Raw genomic sequence first — 20,386 nt, 5'->3', positions numbered from 1 at the left:
GTAGGGTGCTCAGTCGATCTCAACAAGGACCTTTTCATCGACCCGCACAGCAGCCGCGCGCATCACCACACGAATGGCTTTTGCGATCCGGCCCTGCTTGCCGATGACACGGCCCATATCTCCCTCTGCCACGCTCAGGTGGTAGACGATGGTGCCGTCCTCGCGAGGCTCGTCCACCGTGACCTTAACGGCTTCCTTATCCTCCACGAGACCGCGGGCAACTGCCAGCAACAGCTCCTGCATGAGTCAGCCCTCCCTACTTACAGAACGTTGGACTTCTTCAGCAGGACGCGAACGGTATCAGTGGGCTGTGCGCCGTTGGCGATCCACTGCTTTGCCTTCTCAGCGTCGATCTTGATCTCGGAAGGCTCCTTGTTGGGATCGTAGGTGCCGATCTCTTCGATGAAACGGCCGTCACGGGGGAAGCGGCTGTCAGCAACAACAACACGATAGAAGGGAGCCTTCTTGGCGCCAACGCGGCGCAGACGAATCTTAACTGCCATGGTAAATATCCTCCAAAAATTGTTTTGTGCGGCCCTTGCGGGCGCATGTTGATTATATTGTACAAACCCGCAAGGGGGTTGTATCACAAAAATTATTTCAGTCCGCGGAAGGCATTGGGGTTGCCCATCATGCCGCCCAGGCGGCGGGCAAAGCCCTTGGGGCTTTTCTTGAACTGCTTCATCATCTTCTGCATCATTTCAAACTGCTTGAGCAGCTTGTTCACGTCGGCCACGGTGGTACCGCTGCCGGCCGCGATGCGGCGCTTGCGCTTGGGGTTGATGATGGAGGGCTTCTCGCGTTCTTCCTTGGTCATGGAATAGATCATGGCCTCGATGCGGTCGAATGCCTTTTCATCGACCTGACTGGGATCGATGCCGCTGCCGCCGGGCAGCATGCTCAGCATCGCGCCTGCACCGCCCATCTTGCGGATCTGTGCGAACTGGTCCAGCATGTCGTTCATGTCGAACTTGTTCTCCATCATCCGCTTGGCGGTCTCTTCGGCTGCCTTTTCGTCGGCCGTCTCCTGCGCACGCTCGATCAGGCTCAGCACATCGCCCATGCCAAGGATGCGGCTTGCCATGCGGTCGGGATGGAACACATCCAGATCGTCCAGCTTTTCGCCGGTGCCCTGGAACTTGATGGGCTTGCCGGTAACGGCCAGCACCGAAAGTGCCGCACCGCCGCGGGTATCGCCGTCGGTCTTGGTGAGGATGATGCCGTCGATGCTCACCTTCTCGTTGAAGGTCTTGGCAACGTTCACGGCGTCCTGACCGGCCATGGCATCCACCACCAGCAGGGTCTCGTCCACAGGAACGGCTTCCTTGATGTCCACCAGCTCCTGCATGAGCACATCGTCGATCTGCAGACGACCGGCGGTATCCAGGATCACGATGTCATTGCCGTAATCCTTGGCGTGTGCCAGCGCCTTCTTTGCAATTTCCGGCGGCTTTGCGCCCGGCAGGGTGAACACCGGTGCGCCCGCCTGTTTGCCCACCACCTGCAGCTGATCGATGGCCGCAGGGCGGTAAATATCGCAGGCCACCAGCATGGGGCGGCGGCCCTGTTTGATAAAGTACTTTGCCAGCTTTGCGGCGTGGGTGGTTTTACCGTTGCCCTGCAGGCCGCAGAGCATGATGATCGTCTGGCCCTTGTTCTTGATGTTCAGGCGGGCCGCTTCGCTGCCGCCCATCAGGGCAACCAGCTCTTCGTTGACGATCTTGACCACCTGCTGTGCCGGGGTCAGGCTTTCCATGACCTCCTGACCCATGGCGCGCTCGGACACCTTTGCACAGAAGTCCTTGGCAACCTTATAGTTGACATCGGCTTCCAGCAGGGCCATGCGCACCTCACGCATCGCGGCCTTGATATCTGCCTCGGTCAGCTTGCCGTGACCGCGCAGCTTTTTGAACACACCGGCAAGGCGGTCGGTAAGGGATTCAAATGCCATTGTACGGTGCTCCTTTCACAGGTTTCAGCTCTCGTTTGCTTCGTCGATGGAGCGGATGAGCTTTAACATTTTGGTCAGCTGGTGTTCGTACTCGGTGGTGGTCAGGCCCTGCGGGCCGGTGCACTCGAACCGTGCATCGATCACCATTTGCTCCAGCTCTTCCAGCTTCTGCTGCACGCGGCGGTAACGCGCCGCAAAGCCGACCTTTTCCTCCAGCTCCTTCAGCGCGTTCTCGCCATGCTTGATGGCATCCCGCGCACCCTGACGGGTGATGCCGAAGTTCTCGCCGATCTCGCTCAGCGAAAGGTCATCGTTGTAATACTGGCGCAGCATTTCGCGCTGTTTCTCGGTGAGCACCTCACCGTAAAAGTCCAGCAGATAGCCCATTTCCAGATCTTTTGCCATCCTCTGATCCCCCGGTTTTGTGCCTGTACTTTCGAGAAGTGATGTAAAGTTCATTTGCTTTACGGATGAAGTATAGCAGATGCACCGCATCCTGTCAAGAGCCTTTCGGAGATTTTTCCAGAAAATCCGCCAAAAATTCGCTGTTTTTGCTAAAAGGCATCTTGACGCGCGCAGTCCTTTTGCGTTAGGATAATATTGTTGTATCCCATGAAAGGAGGGTCTTCGTGCCGATCTACCCCAATTTTTACCAGACGCTCAGCGCCTGCCCCATCGTGGAGCTGCGCGGCTATGCTGCCGCCTGCGGGCTGAAGGGACGGCTGTATGCCTATCTGGACTTTGCAGGCCCCACCGGCACGGCCCGGGACGGCCTTGCCGAAGGGATGCTGGCCCTTGCCATTGAAAAAAAGAAGCTGATCTCCGGTCAGCCCATCATTGAAGCGGCCTCCGGCCCGTTTGCCGCTGCGCTCACGCTGGCGGGCCTGACCGCCGGTCACCCGGTGGTTCTGGTGATGCCGGAGGATGCCCCCGCCCTGCGGCAGGAGACCCTGCTGCGGCTGGGTGCGCAGATCCGCCACAGCCCGGCCCGCAGCGGTGTGAACGGTGCCCGCCGTCTGGCGGCACAGACCGCCGCCGCCAACGGCTGGTACTACATGGACTGGCTTGCCAACGATGATAACCCGGAGTACCACCGCCGCGTTACCGGCCCTGCCATTGTGCAGAGCATCGCGCGGGAGGGCAAAAGCGCTGTGGACGCTATCGTGATCGGCGTGGGCAGTGGCGGCACCGTGACCGGCGTAGGCGAGACCATCAAGGCATGGACGAACGATGTGCGCATCGCCGCCGTGGAGCCTTACGAATCGCAGGCGCTGGGCGGCGGCCTGACCGGCCCCCACGGCATCAGTGATTTGGGCTACGGCTTTGTGCCGGAAAACTTCAACGCCTATGTGGTGGACAACGTGGTGGCGGTGAACACCACCGATGCGCAGCGGGCCGCGCAAAAGGTGCTGCGCACCGATGCCATCCCGGCTTCGGTGGCATCCGGTGCCGTTTTGCAGGCGGCCGCACAGCTCATCCATGTAGGTGCCAGCCGCTCTGCCCTTGCCATCCTGCCCGGACGGCAGATCGTAAATACATTATAAGGAGAGATCATAGCGTTCCCATGACAAACGACATGACAAAGGGAGCCATTACACCGCTCCTGATTCGTTTTACCATTCCGCTGGTACTTGGCAACCTGTTCCAGCTCACCTACAACGCCGCCGACAGCATCATCGTGGGCAAGTTCGTGGGCGAGGAAGCCCTTGCCGCCGTCGGCACCTCCAACCCGCTCATGACTCTGGCCATCCTGTTTATCAACGGCATGTGTCTGGGTGCCGGCATTTTGGTCAGTACCGCATTCGGTGCCGGTAATACCCAGTTGATGGAGCATCAGGTGTCCACCACCGCCATTGCAGGCACCGTGTTCTCGCTGGCATTCTCGGCGCTGTGCGTCATTCTGGCCACGCCCCTGCTGCAGCTGATGCAGGTGCCCGCCGATATCCTGCCCATTGCGGTCAGCTACCTGCGCATCGTGTTTGCAGGCCTGATCTTCACCTTCTTCTATAACTTCCTTGCCGCCACCATGCGTGCACTGGGCGACAGCAAGAGTGCCCTGTATTTCCTGATGATCAGCTCTGTGCTGAACATCGGCGGCGACCTGTTCTTTGTGCAGGTGCTGAACTGGGGCAGCAACGGCTGCGCCCTTTCCACCGTGGTCAGCGAAGCACTGTGCTGCGTGCTGTGCGTACTGTACATCCGCTGGAAGGTGCCCATCCTGCAGCTGGGCAGGCGCTGGCTGGTGTTTGACGGCAAGCTGCTGCGCAAAACGGTCAGCTACGGCTGGGCCAGCGCCATGCAGCAAGCCACCGTGCAGCTTGGCAAGATCGCGGTGCAGGCCATCGTGAACACCATGGGTGTCAACGCTATGGCTGCCTTTACCGCTGCTTCCCGCATTGACGACTTTGCCTATACCCCGCAGCAGAACATCGGCCACGCCATGACCACCCTCATGGCGCAGAACCGGGGTGCCGGCAAGCACGACCGTGTGAAGCAGGGCTTCCACTGCGGTATGCGCATCGAGGCCGCTTACGGCGTGCTGATCGCCGTTGTATGCTTTGCCGGTGCGCCCTTTATCATGAAGCTGTTCGTCACCGACCCGGAGGTCGTCCATCTGGGCGTGCGCTTCCTGCGCACGGTTTCCCTGTTCTACCTGATGCCCGCTTTCACCAACGGCATTCAGGGCTTCTTCCGCGGCATTGGCGATCTGAAGGTCACGCTGGTGTCCAGCACCTTCAACATGGTGTTCCGTGTGGCGGCAGCTGCGGTGTTCGTGCTGGTGTGGAAAATGGAGATCGAAGCTCTGCCTTACAGCTATGCGGTGGGCTGGGTCGTCATGCTGCTCTACGAGCTGCCCATGCTGGTTCGGTATCTGCGCAGCCATGGAGAGGAATTATAATCGTTTTATTTGATTTGTGATACGAAAAAGGCTCTGCATCGCAAGGATGCAGAGCCTTTTTCGTATTAAACTTACTTGCGGCTTGCCAGCAGATTCTCGATCTTCTTCAGCGGGTCGATAATGCTGGAAACAGACATGTCGTGGTTCAGTGCCACCACAAAGTATGCAGCGTACTTGGAAACATCCACATCCACATACCAGTCGCGGGTGAGCAGCTCAGGCATACGGTAGGTCAGGTTGGTGCCCACAACATAGGTCAGCTTGCCCTCGGCCACAGCCTTGTCGAACTTCTCCAGACCGCTGGTGAACAGGGGGAAGGTGGCGTTGGCGATGATGTTGGCAGCGCCGCGCTCCTTCAGGTTGCTGGCGACCTCCAGCATGCTCTCGCCGGAAGCAATGATGTCGTCTGCGATAAAGACGGTCTTGCCTTCCACGCTCTCGCCCAGATACTCGTGGGCAACGATGGGGTTGCGGCCATTCACCACGCGGGTGTAATCGCGGCGCTTGTAGAACATGCCCAGATTGCAGCCCAGCACGCTGGAGAAGTACATGTTGCGGTTCATGGCGCCCTCGTCCGGGCTGACCACGGTAAACTTGCTCTTATCAAAGGAGAGGTCCGGGTCCTTCTTCAGCAGGCTCTTCAGCACCTGATAGGTGGGCATTGCGTTATCAAAGCTCATCAGCGGCACAGCGTTCTGCACGCGGGGGTCATGAGCATCAAAGGTGATGATGTTGCGCACACCCATGGTCTGCAGCTCCTGCAGGGCCACAGCGCAGTCCAGACTTTCGCGCACCACACGGCGATGCTGACGGCCGCCGTACAGGCTGGGCATAATGACCGACACACGGTGTGCCTTGCCGGCCACTGCCTGGATCAGGCGCTTCAGGTTGGCGAAGTGATCGTCCGGAGACATGTGGTTCTCGTAGTTGAACAGCTTGTAAGTCACGCTGTAGTTGCCGGGATCGACCACGATGAAGATATCGTCGCCGCGCACCGACTCCTTCACCAGACCCTTGGCATCGCCACTCTGGAAGCGGGGGCAGTCGCAAGGAATAATGAAGGTCTCTTTGTCAATTCCGGCAGCCTTGGCCCAGCGGACCAGATGCTTGTCGATCAGGCCGGTCAGTTCCTCTGCACCGGGGCAGGAGATCAGCCGCATATCTGCCACGCTGGGCTGCTCAAAGAACGACTTCGGGGAAATTTCAATAGACATAGTCATAACTCCTTATTGCTGTTTACGATCCGTATCATGCACACAAGAGCGCATATCTAGTTTTATTTTATCACATTTCGTCGATTCTGCCATATCAATTTGTTTCATGTCAGGATTTTCTGCGCCTTGCACAGCTGTTTTTCTTTTTTCTCAAAGAGAATGTGTGTTTTCGACAAAAAGACAGCCGATTCTTTGCCATTTCGCAAATTTCGGCTGATTTCCGTGGAAAAGTAAGACTTTTCTTTGTCTGAGCAGTCTGCCGGGATCGCTCTTCCGGGAGATAAAAATGCAGTGTGCCGGGCAGCGGAGATGCTGCTGTTTTTGCTCGTTCGCCCTCCCCGGCAGAGCCGCAAAAACAAAGGCATCTGCAACAAATTTGCTGAGCTTCAGAAGCTCAGAAGCGATCGTTGCAGATGCCTTCTTATTTTATATGATTGCGATAGGTGCTTTGTGTTCCGCTTACAGGGCAGCGACCGCAGCCTTCAGGGCATCCACGCGGTCGGTGTTCTCCCACTTCACGCCCAGATCCTCGCGGCCCATGTGGCCGTATGCGGCCAGCTTGCGGTAGATGGGCTTGCGCAGGTCGAGTTCGCGGATGATGGCGGCGGGGGTCAGGTCAAAGACCTTTTCCACAGCCTGCTCGATCTTCTCATCCGAGACGGTGCCGGTGCCGAAGGTGTCCACCATGATGGACACAGGCTTTGCCACGCCAATGGCGTAGGCCACCTGCACTTCGCACTGCTTGGCAAGACCTGCAGCCACGATGTTCTTTGCCACCCAGCGGGTCGCATAGGCAGCGCTGCGGTCCACCTTGCTGGGGTCCTTGCCGGAGAAGGCACCGCCGCCGTGACGGGCATAGCCGCCGTAGGTGTCTACGATGATCTTGCGGCCGGTCAGGCCGGTGTCACCCTGCGGGCCGCCCACAACGAAGCGGCCGGTGGGGTTGATGTAGTACTTGGTGTTCTCGTCCAGCAGCTCGGCGGGGATGGTGGCCTTGATGACCTTTTCCATCACGTCTGCACGCAGCTGTTCCATGCTGACGCTGTCGCTGTGCTGGCTGGAGATGACCACAGCATCCACACGCACGGGCTTGTTGTTCTCATCGTACTCCACAGTGACCTGGCTCTTGCCATCCGGACGCAGATAGTCCATCTCGCCGTTCTTGCGCACCTCGGTCAGGCGCTTTGCCAGCTTGTGAGCCAGACTGATGGGCATAGGCATCAGCTCCGGGGTCTCATCGCAGGCATAACCGAACATCATGCCCTGATCGCCTGCACCGCCCACCTGATCGTTGGTGCCCAGTGCGATGTCGGGGCTCTGGCCGTCGATGTTGGAGATGACGGCACAGGTGTCGGCATCAAAGCCGAACTTTGCGCGGGTGTAGCCGATATCTGCCACCACCTCGCGGACGACCTTCTGGAAATCCACATAGCAGTTGGTGGTGATCTCGCCCATGATGTGCACAAGGCCCGTGGATGCACAGGTCTCGCAGGCCACGCGGGCATTGGGGTCGTGGGTCAGAATTTCGTCCAGAATGGCATCCGAGATCTGGTCGCAGATCTTGTCGGGATGTCCTTCGGTGACGGACTCAGAAGTAAACAGGTGTCTTGCCATTTGTTTTGCCTCCTAAAGTTTTTACAGCAGGGTGTGTATTTCTTGCTCCAACATTCCGTTCAAGCTTTTTTGCGCGAAAAATAAAAGCGCCCAGAGCCCGAAAGCTCTGAGCGTTGCACTCTTATCTCTCGGTTTCCCGCAGGATTTGGCACCTTGCGCTCACGCGCAGGTTGTCGGGCTTCACAGGGCCTGTCCCCTCAGCCGCTCTTGATAAGTCGGTATTCAGTTGGTACGTTCAGTATTCTATCATTGCTTCGTCAGATTGTCAAGAAGAGTATCACTCTTTTTAGACATTATTCTGAAATTGATGGAGCGTTCCCCTGCTCCGGTACGGCATGGCCGTTCCGGGCGGCGTGGAAAGCGCGCTTTTCCGCATACATCCGCTCGTCCAGTTCCGCCAGAAATTTCTCCACGCTGCCGCCCTCATACTTTGCCACACCGGTGGAGAAAGACAGCTGAAAGCTGCCCGCCGGGGCGGCGGCGTTATAGCGCTGCACCCGCTGCTCGATGGCGGCACAGATCTTATTCAGGATCTCCTCCGAGCCGTGCCGGATCAGCACCATGAACTCATCGCCGCTTATGCGGATGGCTACCGAGTTTGCCACCAGCGCCCCGGACAGGATGTGACCGATCTCCTGAATGGCGCGGTCGCCCGCACCATGACCATAGGTGTCGTTGATCTCCTTGAAGCAGTTCACGTCCATCATGATGCCGTAAATATCCTTTTCCTGCGTGGCGTGGATGCGCTCCAGACAGTAGTTCATGTACTTGCGGCCAAACAGGCCGGACAGCTCGTCGATATAGCTGCGCAGACTGCGGAGCTGACTGTCCACAAACACAAAGGCGATGGCCACCGACAGCCAGCCGAAGGCCATACCGTAGAACGCACCCTGCAGCACCGTGCCCACCGCACAGGTGATCACAAAGTAGTACACCGAGAAAAACTCCACCGTAACGCCATCGCGCTTGGCCTTATGCACCTGCCACACGCTCTCGGCATAATAGCCGAACAGCAGCAGGTAAAGCAAACTGTTCAGCGGACCGCGATGGTAAACGTTGTCCGCGGAGATGGTAAAGATCCATCCTGTGCCGAAAAGGTTCGCCGCCAGCAGCGCCAGAACAGCCAGCAGCGGCGCGCCCAGAAGCAGATGTCTTCTGCGCAGGCGTCCGGTGCTGCGGTAGACCCGGAAGTCCACATACAAACACCACGCAAAGCCCACGCTCACGGTAGCGCCGGTGCAGACGGTGTTCATGAGGTACAGCCAGAACCGGCTTGCCGCGCCGGGCACGCCGTCCAGCAGAAAGCTGATCGTTTCTGTCGCCTGTGCCAGCAGAGTCACCACCAGCATCCGGCAGAACAGCTCACTTCCAACACTGTTTTTACTCTCGCCGCGCACCCGCAGCAGAAACAGAAAGCATACCAGCACCGCCCCTGTGCCATTGGCCACAAGGATCTCGGGTATATTCATTGCATTTCCTCCCCTGCCCGCCTTATCCCACAAGGCAGACTGCCCCTGTTTTATACAGTATCTATCTGTATTATATACCCTGCCGCGCCCTGCTTGCAAGGCTTGGCATCAAAAAGGGCCGCTGCACAGCAATTTGTGCAGCGGCCCTTGGGAAAACCAAACGATCCAGAACAGCCTCCGCGTGCGCTCTGGTTCTGTTCTGCGGAAATATTATTTATAATTGCTTTTTTCGCAGAACAGATCAATAGCCCTTTGCCTGCTCGCCGTTCAGAATTTTGACAGCGCGGGAGGTGCCCAGACGGTCAGCACCCAGCGCAAGGAAGGTCTCCATGTCCTCCACGGTAGAAATGCCGCCGGCAGCCTTGACCTTGCAGCGGCCATGCACGCCCTTGACCATCAGCTCCACATCGTGGAAGTTTGCGCCTGCGGTGGAGAAGCCGGTGCTGGTCTTGATGTAGTCCGCGCCTGCCTCGCAGACGATATCGCACATCTTTTCCTTTTCCTCGTCGGTCAGCAGGCAGGTCTCGATGATGACCTTCAGGACCTTGTCGCCCACCGCCTGCTTCACGGCGCGGATGTCCTCGCGCACGGCATCGTACTCCTTGTTCTTCAGGCGGCCGATGTTGATGACCATATCCACCTCGGCGGCACCATTCTCAATGGCAGTCTTGGCTTCAAACGCCTTGCTGGCGGTATCCATGGCACCCAGAGGGAAGCCCACCACGCAGCATACCGGGATGCGGCCCGCCATATACTCCACCGCCTGCTTGACGTAGCAGGTGTTGATGCAGATGGATGCGGTGTGGTTTGCAATGGCTTCGTCACACAGGGTCTGGATCTGGGGCCAGGTGGCCTCCGGCTTCAGCAGGGTGTGATCGACATGGGAGAGAATTTCTTCACGAGTCATGTTTTTTTCTCCTTTTTTACTTGCTGGCACGGCGCACCTTTGCCATGCCGACAGCACTCAGGGCAATTGCAGTTGCTGAGACCGTTGCACCAATGATGCCCAGCACCAGACCGGAGACCAGAAATGCAAAACCTTTCAGACCACGCTTCATAAAACCGTACCTCCTAAATTATATTGGATATTTTCTCCGCCTGCGGCGGAGAAAATATCTCACTTGCGATTTTTAAAGATGATCAGCTTGCTGAACACATAGTTCAGCACGATCACCAGTACATTGGAAAAGACCTTCACGGCAAGGCCCCACAGTGCCTGCGCATTGTAGCGGCTGGTAACGAAGATTGCCGTGGGGCCGTCTGCACCGCCGATGACGGCAATGGCGGCAGAGCCATCCGTGACCCCCGCCGGTGTGCCTGCATAGGAGGCTGCCATCTGGATGGCCGTATCCGGGCCAAGCCAGTGGGCCACCACGCTCAGCACCCCCTGCATCAGCTCGTCCATCAGCGCTGCACCCTGCGCAGCCAGCAGATTGCCCAGCACCAGCATAATTGCAGTGTCCAGCAGCATTGTACCCAGACGACAGGTGACGAATGCACCAAATTCCCTTGCCATGGCCTTGCCCTGCGTTTTGCTGCGGAACACAAAGGCGCGGTTGGTGCAGTAGGCAAACAGGATGCAGATGATGTTATCCAGCACATTGCCCCAGCTGTTGGCGGCTGTATAGCCAAACAGCTTGTTGAACAGCGCATACAGCACAATGTTCAGCAGGGTGCACAGCACGCCGAAAACCAGATAGCTCAGTACTTCCCAGTGTTTCTTGATCCAGTTTATCATAAAGTTATGTCTTTATTTTGTACTTTCTCTAAAAGAGAAAATTGGAATTTCAGTTATAAAAACAGCCCCGCCGCCGTTTTCCCGGCAACGGGGCTGTTGATCGCATTGTGTCAGAAGCTTTTCTTCCGAACGAAAGGCTGATTACTCAGCGTTGTCGTTCAGCAGGGCCTTCATAGACAGGCTGATGCGCTTCTTGTCGAAGTCGACATCCAGCAGCTTCACATCGACCATATCGCCGACCTTCAGTACGTCAGAGACCTTCTCAACGCGGTCATTGCTGATCTCGCTGATGTGGACCAGACCATCAACACCCGGCAGGATGCGGACGAATGCACCGAACTTGGTCAGGGAGACGACCGGAGCATGGAAGGTGCTGCCGATGGGGTAGTTGTTCTTCAGCTGCTCCCAGGGGTTGTCCTCAGCCTTCTTGTAGCCCAGAGAGACCTTGTGGTTCTCGGTGTCGATGTCCTTCACATACACCTCGATGGTGTCGCCAACGGAGACGACCTCGGAGGGATGCTTGATGCGGTTCCAGCTCAGCTCGCTGATGTGGCACAGACCGTCCACACCGCCGATATCGACGAATGCACCGTAAGAAGTCAGGCTCTTGACAACGCCGGTGTAGGTCTTGCCCACCTCAACGTTTGCCCAGAACTCTTCACGCTTTGCCTTGTTCTGCTCAGCGGTCACCTTGTTGATGCTGCCGACGATCTTGCGGCCGGAGCACTCGGTGACAACCAGCTGAACGTGCTGGCCAACCAGAGCGGTGTAGTCCTCATCACGGCGCATAGTAGCCTGAGAACGAGGAACGAACACCTTGACACCCTTGACGTTGACCACAACGCCGCCCTTGTTGAACTCGGTGACATCGCCTTCGACGACCTCGCCGGACTCAGCGGCCTTAGCGATCTCTTCCATGCCCTTGCGAGATGCGAGCTTCTTGCGGGAGAGCTGGATGACGCCATCCTGATCCATAACCTTCTCGACGATGAGGTCCAGCTCATCGCCAACCTTCACCAGGTCTTCGACCTTGGCGGAGGAATCATCGGTCAGCTCGCTCAGCTTGACAAAGCCGGTCTGCTTCGCTCCGATATCCACCTGGATCTCGTTGGCAGAGATGCTGGTCACGATTCCTTTCACAATACTGCCTGCATGAACACGCTTTTCCTCGGATGCATTCAGCATCTCCTCAAAGCTCATGCTGTCATTGATTTCTGCGCTCATACTGTTAAGTACCTCCTCAATAATAGACGATGGCGTTGAAGCCCCGGCTGTCACGCCCGCCACTTTAACATCTGCAAACCATTCCGGCCGAAGTTCGCTCGCTGTCTCGACCGTTACGGCACGCGTGTGTTTTGCGGCGACCTGTACCAGCTTTTGGGTATTGGAAGAATGATGACCGCCAATGACAACAATGATGTCGCATTTTTGGCTGAGGTCTTCCGCTTCCTGTTGCCTCGCCCACGTCGCATTACATATTGTATCAAAAATTCGGGCGTTTGTATAGGCTTTTTTGAGAAACTCCGAACTTTCTTGCCATTTTGTAACCTGAAATGTGGTCTGTGCAACTGCAAACAGGGGTTTTTGCGGGTCAGAGGGGCCTTTCCATGCCTTCAACTCGGCCAGATCGGCAAAAACGAACACCTCTCCGCGGGTGTGGCCCACGATCCCCTGCACCTCCGGATGGGTCTTGTCGCCTGCCACCAGCAGCACTGCTCCCGCCTTTTCGGCCTCGGCGGCAATGCGCTGGATCTTCTGCACGAAGGGACAGGTGGCATCATGGTAAGTGATGCCGCGCGCATCCAGCTCGTCGTACACGGTGCGCGGCACGCCGTGACTGCGGATGACCACCTCGTACCCGGCGGGCACATCGGCGATGGCATCCGCCACAAGGGCACCCTTTTTCTGCATATCCTCCACAGCCTGCGGGTTATGGATCAGCGGGCCGAGGGTGGCCACCTTGCAGCCTTCGTTCAGCAGGCCATAGGTCAGATCCACCGCCCGCTTGACACCAAAGCAGAACCCCGCCGTTTTGGCAACTCGGATCTCCATCTTTTACGCCCCCATCTTTTCCCACGCATCCAGCAGGGCCTGCTTGTTGGCACGCAGCTTTTTGGTGTCGCGGCGGCTCTCCATGGCAAACTGCTCTGCAGGCATCGGCTCGCCGTAGATCACCCGTACTTTGCAGAACAGGTGCATTTTTCCATCCGGCGTATCGTACAGGATGCGGCAGGGCACTACGTCCACCCCGGCCCCCGCCGCAATGACGAACAGTCCGCTCTTGGGCGGCAGAAGCTTCCCGTCCTTTTCGCGGGTACCCTCCGGGAAGATGAGCAGTGTTTCGCCGTTTCTGCACTTTTCTACGGTCTGCTCAATGGCAGCCATTTCATCCTTTGTGCCGCGCACGCACACCGCGCCGCAGCAGCGGAAGAACCAGGTCAGCAGGGCGTTGATCTCGAACAGTTCCTTCTTGGCGAACACGATCATCCGCCTGCCCCACCGGGTGACCACGATGAACACCGGGTCGATGGCGGAGACATGGGTGGGCGCAAGGATGCAGCCCTTTGTCTGCACCTTTTTCAGGTTTTCGCGGCCCTCTACATGGATGCGGAAGCCGATATGCCACAAAAGCCACGCAAAGGGCACTAAGATGTAATATAATATCATTTTATCGTTTTATTCACTTTCTCCGCAATGATCTTCTTCATTGCAGCAAGGCTCTGTTCAAAATCCAGCTCCGAAGTGTCCAGCAGCACGGCATCGTCCGCCTGCTTCAGGGGTGCAGCGGCACGGTGGGTGTCCTGATAGTCCCGCTGCTTCACGTCGGCCAGCACCTCTTCATAGGGAGTATCGATGCCTTTGGCCTGATACTCTTTCCACCTGCGTGTGGCGCGGGCTTCCGGCGTGGCGGTAAGGAAGATCTTCACCGTGGCATCCGGCAGCACCACCGTGCCGATGTCGCGGCCGTCCATCAGCACGTCCTGCTTTTTGGCCATATCCCGCTGCAGTTCCAGCAGAAAGGCGCGCACAGCCGGGTTTGCGCCCACGGCAGAGGCAGCCATACCTGCGGCCTCGGTGCGGATGGCGGTGCTCACATCCTCTTCCTTTAAATAAATGTGCTGCTCGCCCTCAATGGAGGCCAGCCGCAGCTCGATCTGGGGAAGCAGCGCGTTGACCGCTGCGTTGTCCTTGGGGTCCTTGCCTGCGCGCAGGGCATACAGGCCGATGGCGCGGTACATGGCACCGGTATCCACATAAATATAGCCCATTTCAGCCGCCAGACGGCGTGCCAGCGTAGATTTGCCTGCACCTGCAGGCCCGTCGATCGCAACAGATACCATGTTGTATCTCTCCTTTTTAAACTGAACGATTTAAAATGGCCTCCGCATTCGCTGTGGCCATCTTCAGCGGAAAATCATTTTAAATATTTACAAATCTGGAAAATCTGCGGATTTTCCAGATTTGATTTTTCACAAGCGGGGCCGCAACGGCCAACTGAATCTGCTGCTCGTTCCCTTCAGGAACAGTTGCGCAGCGGTCTGTGAGACTATCCCGGCAACAACCCTTTTTGTGAAAACGTATTTTGAAAACGACCGCAGTCGTTTTCAAAATACAAATCAAAAAAATCTATTCCTATAAATATGCCCAGAGCAGCGCGGAGGGCATTTAAAATTGTTTTATCTGTAATTACAGATGATTTGCAAATGCCTGTGCGGTGCAGAAGGCGATCTGCAGGTTGTAGCCGCCGGTATAGGCATCCACATCCAGCACTTCGCCTGCAAAGTAAAGGCCCAGCGCCTTTTTGCTCTGCATGGTTTTGGGGTCCACCTCCCGCACGGACACGCCGCCGCTGGTGATCACCGCGTGGGCCAGATCGCCCCGGGCATCAATGGACACCCGCCAGTGCTTCATCAGCTGCACCAGCTCCCTCTTCTGCTCCCGGGTGATCTGGTTTGCCTTGGTAGCCGGGTCGATGCCCCAGCGCGCCACCATCACCGGCTGCATACTGGACGGCAAAAGCTTTACCAGCGCGCCCTGCGCCGCATGGTTTGCCAGCAGGGCAAAATCCCGCGTGATGCGGTCATAAAGCTGCTCCTCGCTGAGAGCGGGCTTGAGGTCGATCTCCGCATGATACTTGTGTTTTTTCATGTCGCCCAGATGGCTGGATGCGCTCAAAGTCAGCGGGCCGCTGATGCCAAAATGAGTGAACAGCATTTCGCCCTGCTCGTCAAAAATGGCCTTGCTGTCCTCGAACAGGGTCAGGGTGACGTTTTTCAGCGCCAAGCCCATCATCTTTTTGCAGTCCGCGTCATGGCTCACAAGACTGACCAGACTGGGCACCGGCTCGATGAGGGTGTGCCCGGCCTGCTGGGCCAGTTTGTAGCCGTCGCCGGTAGAGCCGGTGGTGGGGTAGCTCACGCCGCCGGTGGCCACCAGCACGGCATCCGCCCGGTACTCCCGGCCGGAGGTGCCCCGCACACCGATGCACCGCAGTGCCGGGCCTGCCTTTTTCTTTTTGGGGTGGCGCGGGTTTTCCGGTGCGGCGGGAGCTGCTTCCGGCTCCGGTGTTACCTCTTCCAATAGCAGCTTTTTCGCGCCGTCATGCACGAGTTCAGCATCCTGCGCATAGCGCAAAAGAGCCTGCCGGATCTCCTCGGCCTTGTCCGATACTGGAAACACCCGGCGGCCGCGCTCCACCTTCAGCTCCACGCCAAGGCCCTCGAACAGTTCCATGGTCTTTGCCGGTGGAAAGGCCCCCAGCGACGAATACAGAAAGCGCGGGTTCGTGCGCACATGGCGCAGAAACTCCTCTGCCGGGCAGTCGTTGGTCACATTGCAGCGGCCCTTGCCGGTGACAAGGATCTTCTGGCCGGGCTTATCCATGTGTTCCAGCACCGTCACCTGATGCCCCTGCCGCACGGCGGCACCCGCCGCCATCAGTCCTGCCGCGCCTGCGCCGACGATCAATACTTTCGCCATCCGTTTTCTCTCCCATCGCCTAATAATACGAGTATATCATACCAGAATCGACACACAAAAGCAATGTTCTGCCGTATTTCTACCAATTACAACAGCTGGGCAAGGATGCTGTTCTGCACGATGAGACCCGCCGGGGTCAGGGCAAGGGTACGGCCGTCAAAGCTTGCATAGCCCGCCCGGACGCAGTTTTGCACAAAGGCCAGCTGTGCGGTGGAAAATTCTTTCCCGTAAAGTTTTTTGTATGCATCCAGCGAAAGGCCTTTGCGCAGGCGCAGCTGTAAAATAAGGTAGTCCTCTGCGCCGCAGCTGCCGTCCATCACCGGGGCGGCGGCATCGTTCAGGAAAGCGGCGGTGTCCGGCGGGTAGTAGAACCGTCTGCCGCCCATGCAGGAGTGCGCCGCCGGGCCAAGGCCCAGATAGTCGCCGCAGTCCCAGTAAATGAGGTTGTGTCTGCCCTCATAGCCGGGCTTTGCAAAGTTGGAGATCTCGTACTGTTTGTAGCCGTGGTGTTCCAGCTGTTCCACTGCATAAAGGTAAAAATCGGCGGCTTCATCGCCGGTGGGCAGGCCTTCGGGCGGATGTTTACCAAAGGCCGAATCCGGCTCGATCTTCAGCAGATATGCCGAAATATGGGTAGCCCCACCACCCTCGATCAGTTCCAGCGTTTCGTCAAACTCGGCTTCGGTGTAGTGCGGCAGTGCCAGCATGATGTCGCCGCTGATGTTCGTAAACCCTGCGCGCTGCGCGGCGGCAAATGCAGCCCGCGCCTGCTTTGCCGTGTGCGGTCTGCCCAGTGTGCGCAGCTGGGTATCCCGGGCAGACTGCACCCCGAAAGAGATGCGGTTCACGCCCGCCTCCCGGAAGCCTGCAAGGCTTTCTTCCGTCACCGTCTCCGGGTTTGCTTCCAGTGTGATCTCGGCCCCCGGCATCGGCCGGGCCGCATCGATCAGCCGTTTTGCCTGCTCCGGGCGCAGCAGGCTGGGCGTACCGCCGCCAAAATAAAGGGTGTCCGGCTGCAGAGGTGCTTCCGGCGCAAAGCGGGAAAGCTCCCGCAAAAGAGCATCCACATAAGCTTCCGGTACGCCGCGCTCACCGGGATGGGAATAGAAATCGCAGTATCTGCATTTGGAAAAACAGTAGGGTATGTGTAAATAAAGCCCAAGAGACATACAATATCACAGCCTTTTTCATGAAACGTTCATTTCTATGCAGTATACTATATTCCGTAGACCGGAGCAAGGAAAAAGTGTTCCGGCAGAAAGAGACTGGAGGAGTCCCATATGGATTACAATTACAATGGTTACAATCGAGGCTACACGGAGCCTGCCATGACCTCGGCTGACTATATGAACCGCACCTATCGCTGGATGGCGGTAGGCCTGCTCATCACCTTTGCCGCGGCGTTCGTTACAGCCGCTACCCCGCTGCTGTACGTTGTCAACTCGCTGTATCTGGTGTTCACCATCGCAGAGCTGGTGCTGGTGTATGTGCTCAGCTCCCGCGTGCAGAACATGTCGGTGGGCGGTGCAAGAGCCACATTCTTTGCCTACGCACTGCTCAACGGCATGGTGCTGAGCTACTACTTCCTGGTATTTGATCTGGGCACTCTGGTTCTGGCCTTCCTTGCCACCTCGCTGTACTTCGGCCTGATGGCGGTCTACGGCACTACTACCCACAAGGATCTGTCCGGCTGGGGTCCCAAGCTGATGATGGGCCTGTTCGCGCTCATCATCACCGGCTTTGTGGGCATGCTGTTCGGCATGAGCTTCCTTACCACGGTGCTGTACAGCGCTGTCGGTCTGGTGGTGTTCATGCTGCTGACCGCCTACGACACCCAGAAACTGAGCCAGATGTTCTCCTACTACGCCTATGACGGTGAGCTGGCCGAGAAGGCTTCCATTTACGGTGCACTGACGTTGTATCTGGACTTCATCAACATCTTCCTGTATGTTGTGCGCCTGCTGGGCATGAACAGCCGCCGCCGCAACTGATTTTTGATCTGCAAAGGCTCTCCCGAAAAGGGAGGGCCTTTTTGTTTGGTAATATCATTTAGAATATCCTCCGCTTCACTCTGGGTATCAGCACAGAAGGCCACAGAGGGAAGATGCATTTTCCGGCTGCTATATTACAAAATATCATTTCCTCTAAATATGCCCAGAGCAACGCGGAGGGCATTTAAATAAAAGAATGCATAAAACCTGCCCTGCTGTCCCACACTAAGCCCAGAAGCAATGCGTACACAATGCAGCAGATGGGAGTAACGACAATGGAGCAGATCAAAAAGTTTTTGCGCAGCAGGGGCTTTACACTGGCACTGCTGGCCTGTCTCGTCGCAGCCGCAGCGGCGGGCGTGTGGGCAGTGCGCACCGTGCGGGATGAACTGAAAAAGAGCTACGACGACCTGACGACCCCGCAGGAAGAACCTGCACCGGAGCCGCAGCTCACCCTTGACCCACAGGAGGACGATGTATGGCAGCAGCCCGTGACCGACGCCGCAGAATCTGCGGCAAATGTACCCAAGCCCGCATCCTCTGCGTCCTCTTCTGGGGCGCAGTCTGGCTCTGGTTTGGTGCACGAACCCTCCGCACTGCAGGGCGCATCCTCGCCTGCCAGCAGTTCAGCTGCGCCTGCCTCCACGCAGCCCGTCTCGGGCAGGGTCTTGAACGCCTACAGCGGCGATGAGCTGGTGTACAGCAGCACCCTTGGCGACTGGCGCACCCACAACGGTGTGGACTACGCCTGTGCGCAGGATGCACAGGTGTGTGCTCCCGCCGCCGGTAAGGTGACCGCTGTGGACACCGATAGCCGCTGGGGCAGTGTGGTGTGCATCGAGGACAGCGCCGGGCACCTGTGGCGGGTGTGCGGCACTGCCGACCCCACGGTGCAGACCGGCGATGAAGTGAGTGTGGGCCAGATACTTGGCCGTGCAGGCAGCATTCCCAACGAATGCGCCGAGGAGACGCACATCCATCTGGAAGTACTGCAGGGTGAGCAGTACCTTGACCCGGCAAAGCTGCTGAACTGATGCAGTTCGCCGTATCCCCTGCGTATTTTTCAGTAAAATATTCCAAGCAGCAAAAAATCGGAAAGGCCGTTCTGGTCTTTCCGATTTTTCATTCTATAGGATCGATGCAGGCTCAGGCATTTTCCAGCTCAACCACCGGCCAGCCCAGAAGGCGGATGGCTTCGCGGTCGTGGGTAGCCAGCAAGACAGGCTTTTCTCCGCGGCGCTCCCGCAGCAGCGCCGCAGCAGCGGCAAGGGTGTCCGGGTCCATGCCGGTAAAGGGTTCGTCTAACAGCAGCGTATCGCTGGCGGCCCACAAAGCCCGCAGCAGAGCCGTGCGGCGCTTCTGTCCGCCGGAAAGCCGTGCGGCAGGCAGGGCCAATGCGGCAGCATCCATGCCAAACTGTTGAAAATCTTTTATGATTTGCTCTTTGTATTGTTCTGCACTGCCGGGCAATACCAGCGTCACGTTCTGCACAGCTGTCAGCTGCGGGCAGAGCCGGTCTTCCTGAAACACTGCTGCCACCCGGCCAACGCCCTGTACTATGCCAGAAGTGGGTTCTTCCAGCCCCATGAGGATGCGCAGCAATGTGGTCTTGCCCCAGCCGCTGGGTGCCCACAGCACCGCCGGGCCTTCCACCGTGAGGCAGAGATCCCGGAAAAGCGTTTTCTTCCCGAACTGTTTTGTCAGATGCTCGATGGTCAGCATTGCGGCACCTCCCCGGTCACAGCGCGGGTCACGCAGTCCAGAAGCAGCAGGAACAGCTTTTCAAACCCGGCGCTGAGCAGGATGATCACAAACGTCCATGCGAACAGCTCCCCGGTGGAAAGGGTAATCTTGGCTCGGTAGAGTGCATCGCCGATGCTGCCATTGGGCAGGCCGATCACCTCAGCGGCAACGCCGCTCTTCCAGCAGATGCCAAGGGCCACGCTGCATCCCTGCCGGAAGGCCGGCAGCACCGCAGGCAGCCACACCGCCCGCAGCCGTCGGCCCAGCGGAAGGCGAAACACCTTCGTCATCTCCAACAGCTGTGGGTCTGCGCTCTGGATGCCGGTGCGCACCGCACCGTACAGCACGGGCAGCACCATTAAAAAGCTGATGAGCACCGAAAGCGATGCCCCCCGCACCCACACCAGCGCCAGAATGATAAAGCTTGCCACCGGCGTGGCTTTGACCAGCTGCAGCACCGGAGCAAGCAGCACATCTGCCGTGTGCCACGCCTGTGCGGCCACAGCCAGCACGATGCTTACAGCCACGCCCAGCCCAAAACCCAGCAGAATGCGCCCGGAGCTGAAACCCACCCGCTGCCAGAACTCTGCCTGCGGCAAAAGCTGCAAAAGAGTGCGCACCGCCTGCACCGGCGAAACAAGGAACACCTCCTGTCCCACCGCCATGGCGGCGCACTGCCACACCGCCAGCCAGAAGGCTGCAGCGCCCAGCCGCTGAAAAAATTGTTTATGTTGGTTCATGGTTCTTTCCTGCTCCTGACGGTCTGAAATGGCCTCCGCTCTGCGGA

General features: G+C 57.8%; 21 protein-coding genes and 1 riboswitch. Of the genes, 4 read left to right on the top strand and 17 right to left on the bottom strand.

The features are described from left to right. Positions 1-9: 9 nt before the first annotated feature. From WMO17_RS02950 to WMO17_RS02935, 4 genes are all read right to left on the bottom strand, one after another. Positions 10-243: a KH domain-containing protein gene (locus WMO17_RS02950; RefSeq protein ID WP_005934928.1), complete on the bottom strand. Its 234-nt coding sequence runs from the start codon at positions 241-243 to the stop codon at positions 10-12. 17 nt (positions 244-260) lie between these two features. Further along, positions 261-503: a 30S ribosomal protein S16 gene (gene rpsP / locus WMO17_RS02945; protein WP_005944692.1), complete on the bottom strand. Its 243-nt coding sequence runs from the start codon at positions 501-503 to the stop codon at positions 261-263. Positions 504-595: 92 nt separating this feature from the next. Continuing rightward, entirely contained in the window at positions 596-1,951 is a 1,356-nt protein-coding gene (gene ffh, locus WMO17_RS02940; RefSeq protein WP_120080934.1) for a signal recognition particle protein, read from the bottom strand. Between the two features lie 24 nt (positions 1,952-1,975). Next, entirely contained in the window at positions 1,976-2,356 is a 381-nt protein-coding gene (locus WMO17_RS02935; RefSeq protein WP_097775061.1) for a sigma factor-like helix-turn-helix DNA-binding protein, read from the bottom strand. Between the two features lie 224 nt (positions 2,357-2,580). Between WMO17_RS02935 and WMO17_RS02930 the strand changes: the two genes are divergently transcribed. Beyond that, the gene (locus WMO17_RS02930) at positions 2,581-3,495 is read left to right on the top strand and encodes a pyridoxal-phosphate dependent enzyme (protein ID WP_097781517.1); all 915 of its coding nucleotides are present in this window, start codon (positions 2,581-2,583) and stop codon (positions 3,493-3,495) included. Positions 3,496-3,515: 20 nt separating this feature from the next. After that, positions 3,516-4,850: an MATE family efflux transporter gene (locus tag WMO17_RS02925; RefSeq protein ID WP_349137448.1), complete on the top strand. Its 1,335-nt coding sequence runs from the start codon at positions 3,516-3,518 to the stop codon at positions 4,848-4,850. Between the two features lie 71 nt (positions 4,851-4,921). Here WMO17_RS02925 and WMO17_RS02920 read toward each other — a convergent pair whose 3' ends face one another. The 11 genes from WMO17_RS02920 to hemW all read right to left on the bottom strand — a co-directional run bounded on the left by WMO17_RS02920 (position 4,922) and on the right by hemW (position 17,034). Next, positions 4,922-6,064 (bottom strand): ribose-phosphate pyrophosphokinase, encoded by a 1,143-nt coding sequence (locus WMO17_RS02920; RefSeq protein WP_044954082.1) that lies wholly within the window; start codon positions 6,062-6,064, stop codon positions 4,922-4,924. A gap of 459 nt (positions 6,065-6,523) precedes the next feature. After that, positions 6,524-7,678, bottom strand: a complete 1,155-nt coding sequence (gene metK, locus WMO17_RS02915; protein WP_338428076.1) for a methionine adenosyltransferase — start codon at positions 7,676-7,678, stop codon at positions 6,524-6,526. Between the two features lie 118 nt (positions 7,679-7,796). Continuing rightward, positions 7,797-7,895, bottom strand: a riboswitch (SAM riboswitch). Between the two features lie 76 nt (positions 7,896-7,971). Next, the gene (locus WMO17_RS02910) at positions 7,972-9,147 is read right to left on the bottom strand and encodes a GGDEF domain-containing protein (RefSeq protein WP_349137447.1); all 1,176 of its coding nucleotides are present in this window, start codon (positions 9,145-9,147) and stop codon (positions 7,972-7,974) included. 241 nt (positions 9,148-9,388) lie between these two features. Further along, positions 9,389-10,054 carry a deoxyribose-phosphate aldolase gene (gene deoC, locus WMO17_RS02905; protein ID WP_120080940.1) on the bottom strand — a complete coding sequence of 222 codons (666 nt, stop codon included), beginning with the start codon at positions 10,052-10,054 and terminating at the stop codon, positions 9,389-9,391. Positions 10,055-10,070: 16 nt separating this feature from the next. Further along, positions 10,071-10,205, bottom strand: coding sequence for a hypothetical protein (locus tag WMO17_RS02900; protein WP_005944717.1), 135 nt, complete (start codon positions 10,203-10,205; stop codon positions 10,071-10,073). Between the two features lie 59 nt (positions 10,206-10,264). Next, complete coding sequence (locus tag WMO17_RS02895) at positions 10,265-10,885, bottom strand: GtrA family protein (RefSeq protein ID WP_349137446.1); 621 nt, start codon at positions 10,883-10,885, stop codon at positions 10,265-10,267. 141 nt (positions 10,886-11,026) lie between these two features. Continuing rightward, positions 11,027-12,937, bottom strand: coding sequence for a bifunctional 4-hydroxy-3-methylbut-2-enyl diphosphate reductase/30S ribosomal protein S1 (locus WMO17_RS02890; protein ID WP_298638223.1), 1,911 nt, complete (start codon positions 12,935-12,937; stop codon positions 11,027-11,029). A gap of 3 nt (positions 12,938-12,940) precedes the next feature. After that, positions 12,941-13,552 carry a lysophospholipid acyltransferase family protein gene (locus tag WMO17_RS02885; protein ID WP_005944723.1) on the bottom strand — a complete coding sequence of 204 codons (612 nt, stop codon included), beginning with the start codon at positions 13,550-13,552 and terminating at the stop codon, positions 12,941-12,943. Continuing rightward, a complete protein-coding gene (gene cmk, locus WMO17_RS02880; RefSeq protein WP_097781510.1) occupies positions 13,549-14,226 on the bottom strand; it encodes a (d)CMP kinase in 678 nt (225 codons plus the stop codon). Before cmk ends, WMO17_RS02885 begins: the two co-directional genes overlap by 4 nt. A gap of 346 nt (positions 14,227-14,572) precedes the next feature. Then, positions 14,573-15,865: a BaiN/RdsA family NAD(P)/FAD-dependent oxidoreductase gene (locus WMO17_RS02875; protein ID WP_207698387.1), complete on the bottom strand. Its 1,293-nt coding sequence runs from the start codon at positions 15,863-15,865 to the stop codon at positions 14,573-14,575. Positions 15,866-15,951: 86 nt separating this feature from the next. Next, complete coding sequence (gene hemW, locus WMO17_RS02870) at positions 15,952-17,034, bottom strand: radical SAM family heme chaperone HemW (RefSeq protein WP_349137445.1); 1,083 nt, start codon at positions 17,032-17,034, stop codon at positions 15,952-15,954. A gap of 111 nt (positions 17,035-17,145) precedes the next feature. Here hemW and WMO17_RS02865 point away from each other — a divergent pair, with 111 nt between their 5' ends. After that, positions 17,146-17,856 carry a Bax inhibitor-1/YccA family protein gene (locus WMO17_RS02865; protein WP_349137444.1) on the top strand — a complete coding sequence of 237 codons (711 nt, stop codon included), beginning with the start codon at positions 17,146-17,148 and terminating at the stop codon, positions 17,854-17,856. A 275-nt stretch (positions 17,857-18,131) separates the two neighbouring features. Then, a complete protein-coding gene (locus WMO17_RS02860; protein ID WP_165852915.1) occupies positions 18,132-18,890 on the top strand; it encodes a M23 family metallopeptidase in 759 nt (252 codons plus the stop codon). Positions 18,891-19,002: 112 nt separating this feature from the next. On the opposite strand, the gene WMO17_RS02855 is transcribed toward WMO17_RS02860, so the two are convergent. Both WMO17_RS02855 and WMO17_RS02850 read right to left on the bottom strand, forming a co-directional pair. Then, positions 19,003-19,578 carry an ATP-binding cassette domain-containing protein gene (locus WMO17_RS02855; protein ID WP_349137443.1) on the bottom strand — a complete coding sequence of 192 codons (576 nt, stop codon included), beginning with the start codon at positions 19,576-19,578 and terminating at the stop codon, positions 19,003-19,005. Continuing rightward, entirely contained in the window at positions 19,572-20,339 is a 768-nt protein-coding gene (locus WMO17_RS02850; protein WP_207698390.1) for an ABC transporter permease, read from the bottom strand. Before WMO17_RS02850 ends, WMO17_RS02855 begins: the two co-directional genes overlap by 7 nt. Between the last annotated feature and the right edge of the window lie 47 nt (positions 20,340-20,386).

Source organism: Faecalibacterium faecis, assembly GCF_040096475.1.
GTDB lineage: Bacteria > Bacillota > Clostridia > Oscillospirales > Ruminococcaceae > Faecalibacterium > Faecalibacterium taiwanense.
The sequence above is the reverse complement of the archived record's forward strand: the minus strand, read 5'-3'. Positions and strand labels throughout refer to the sequence as shown.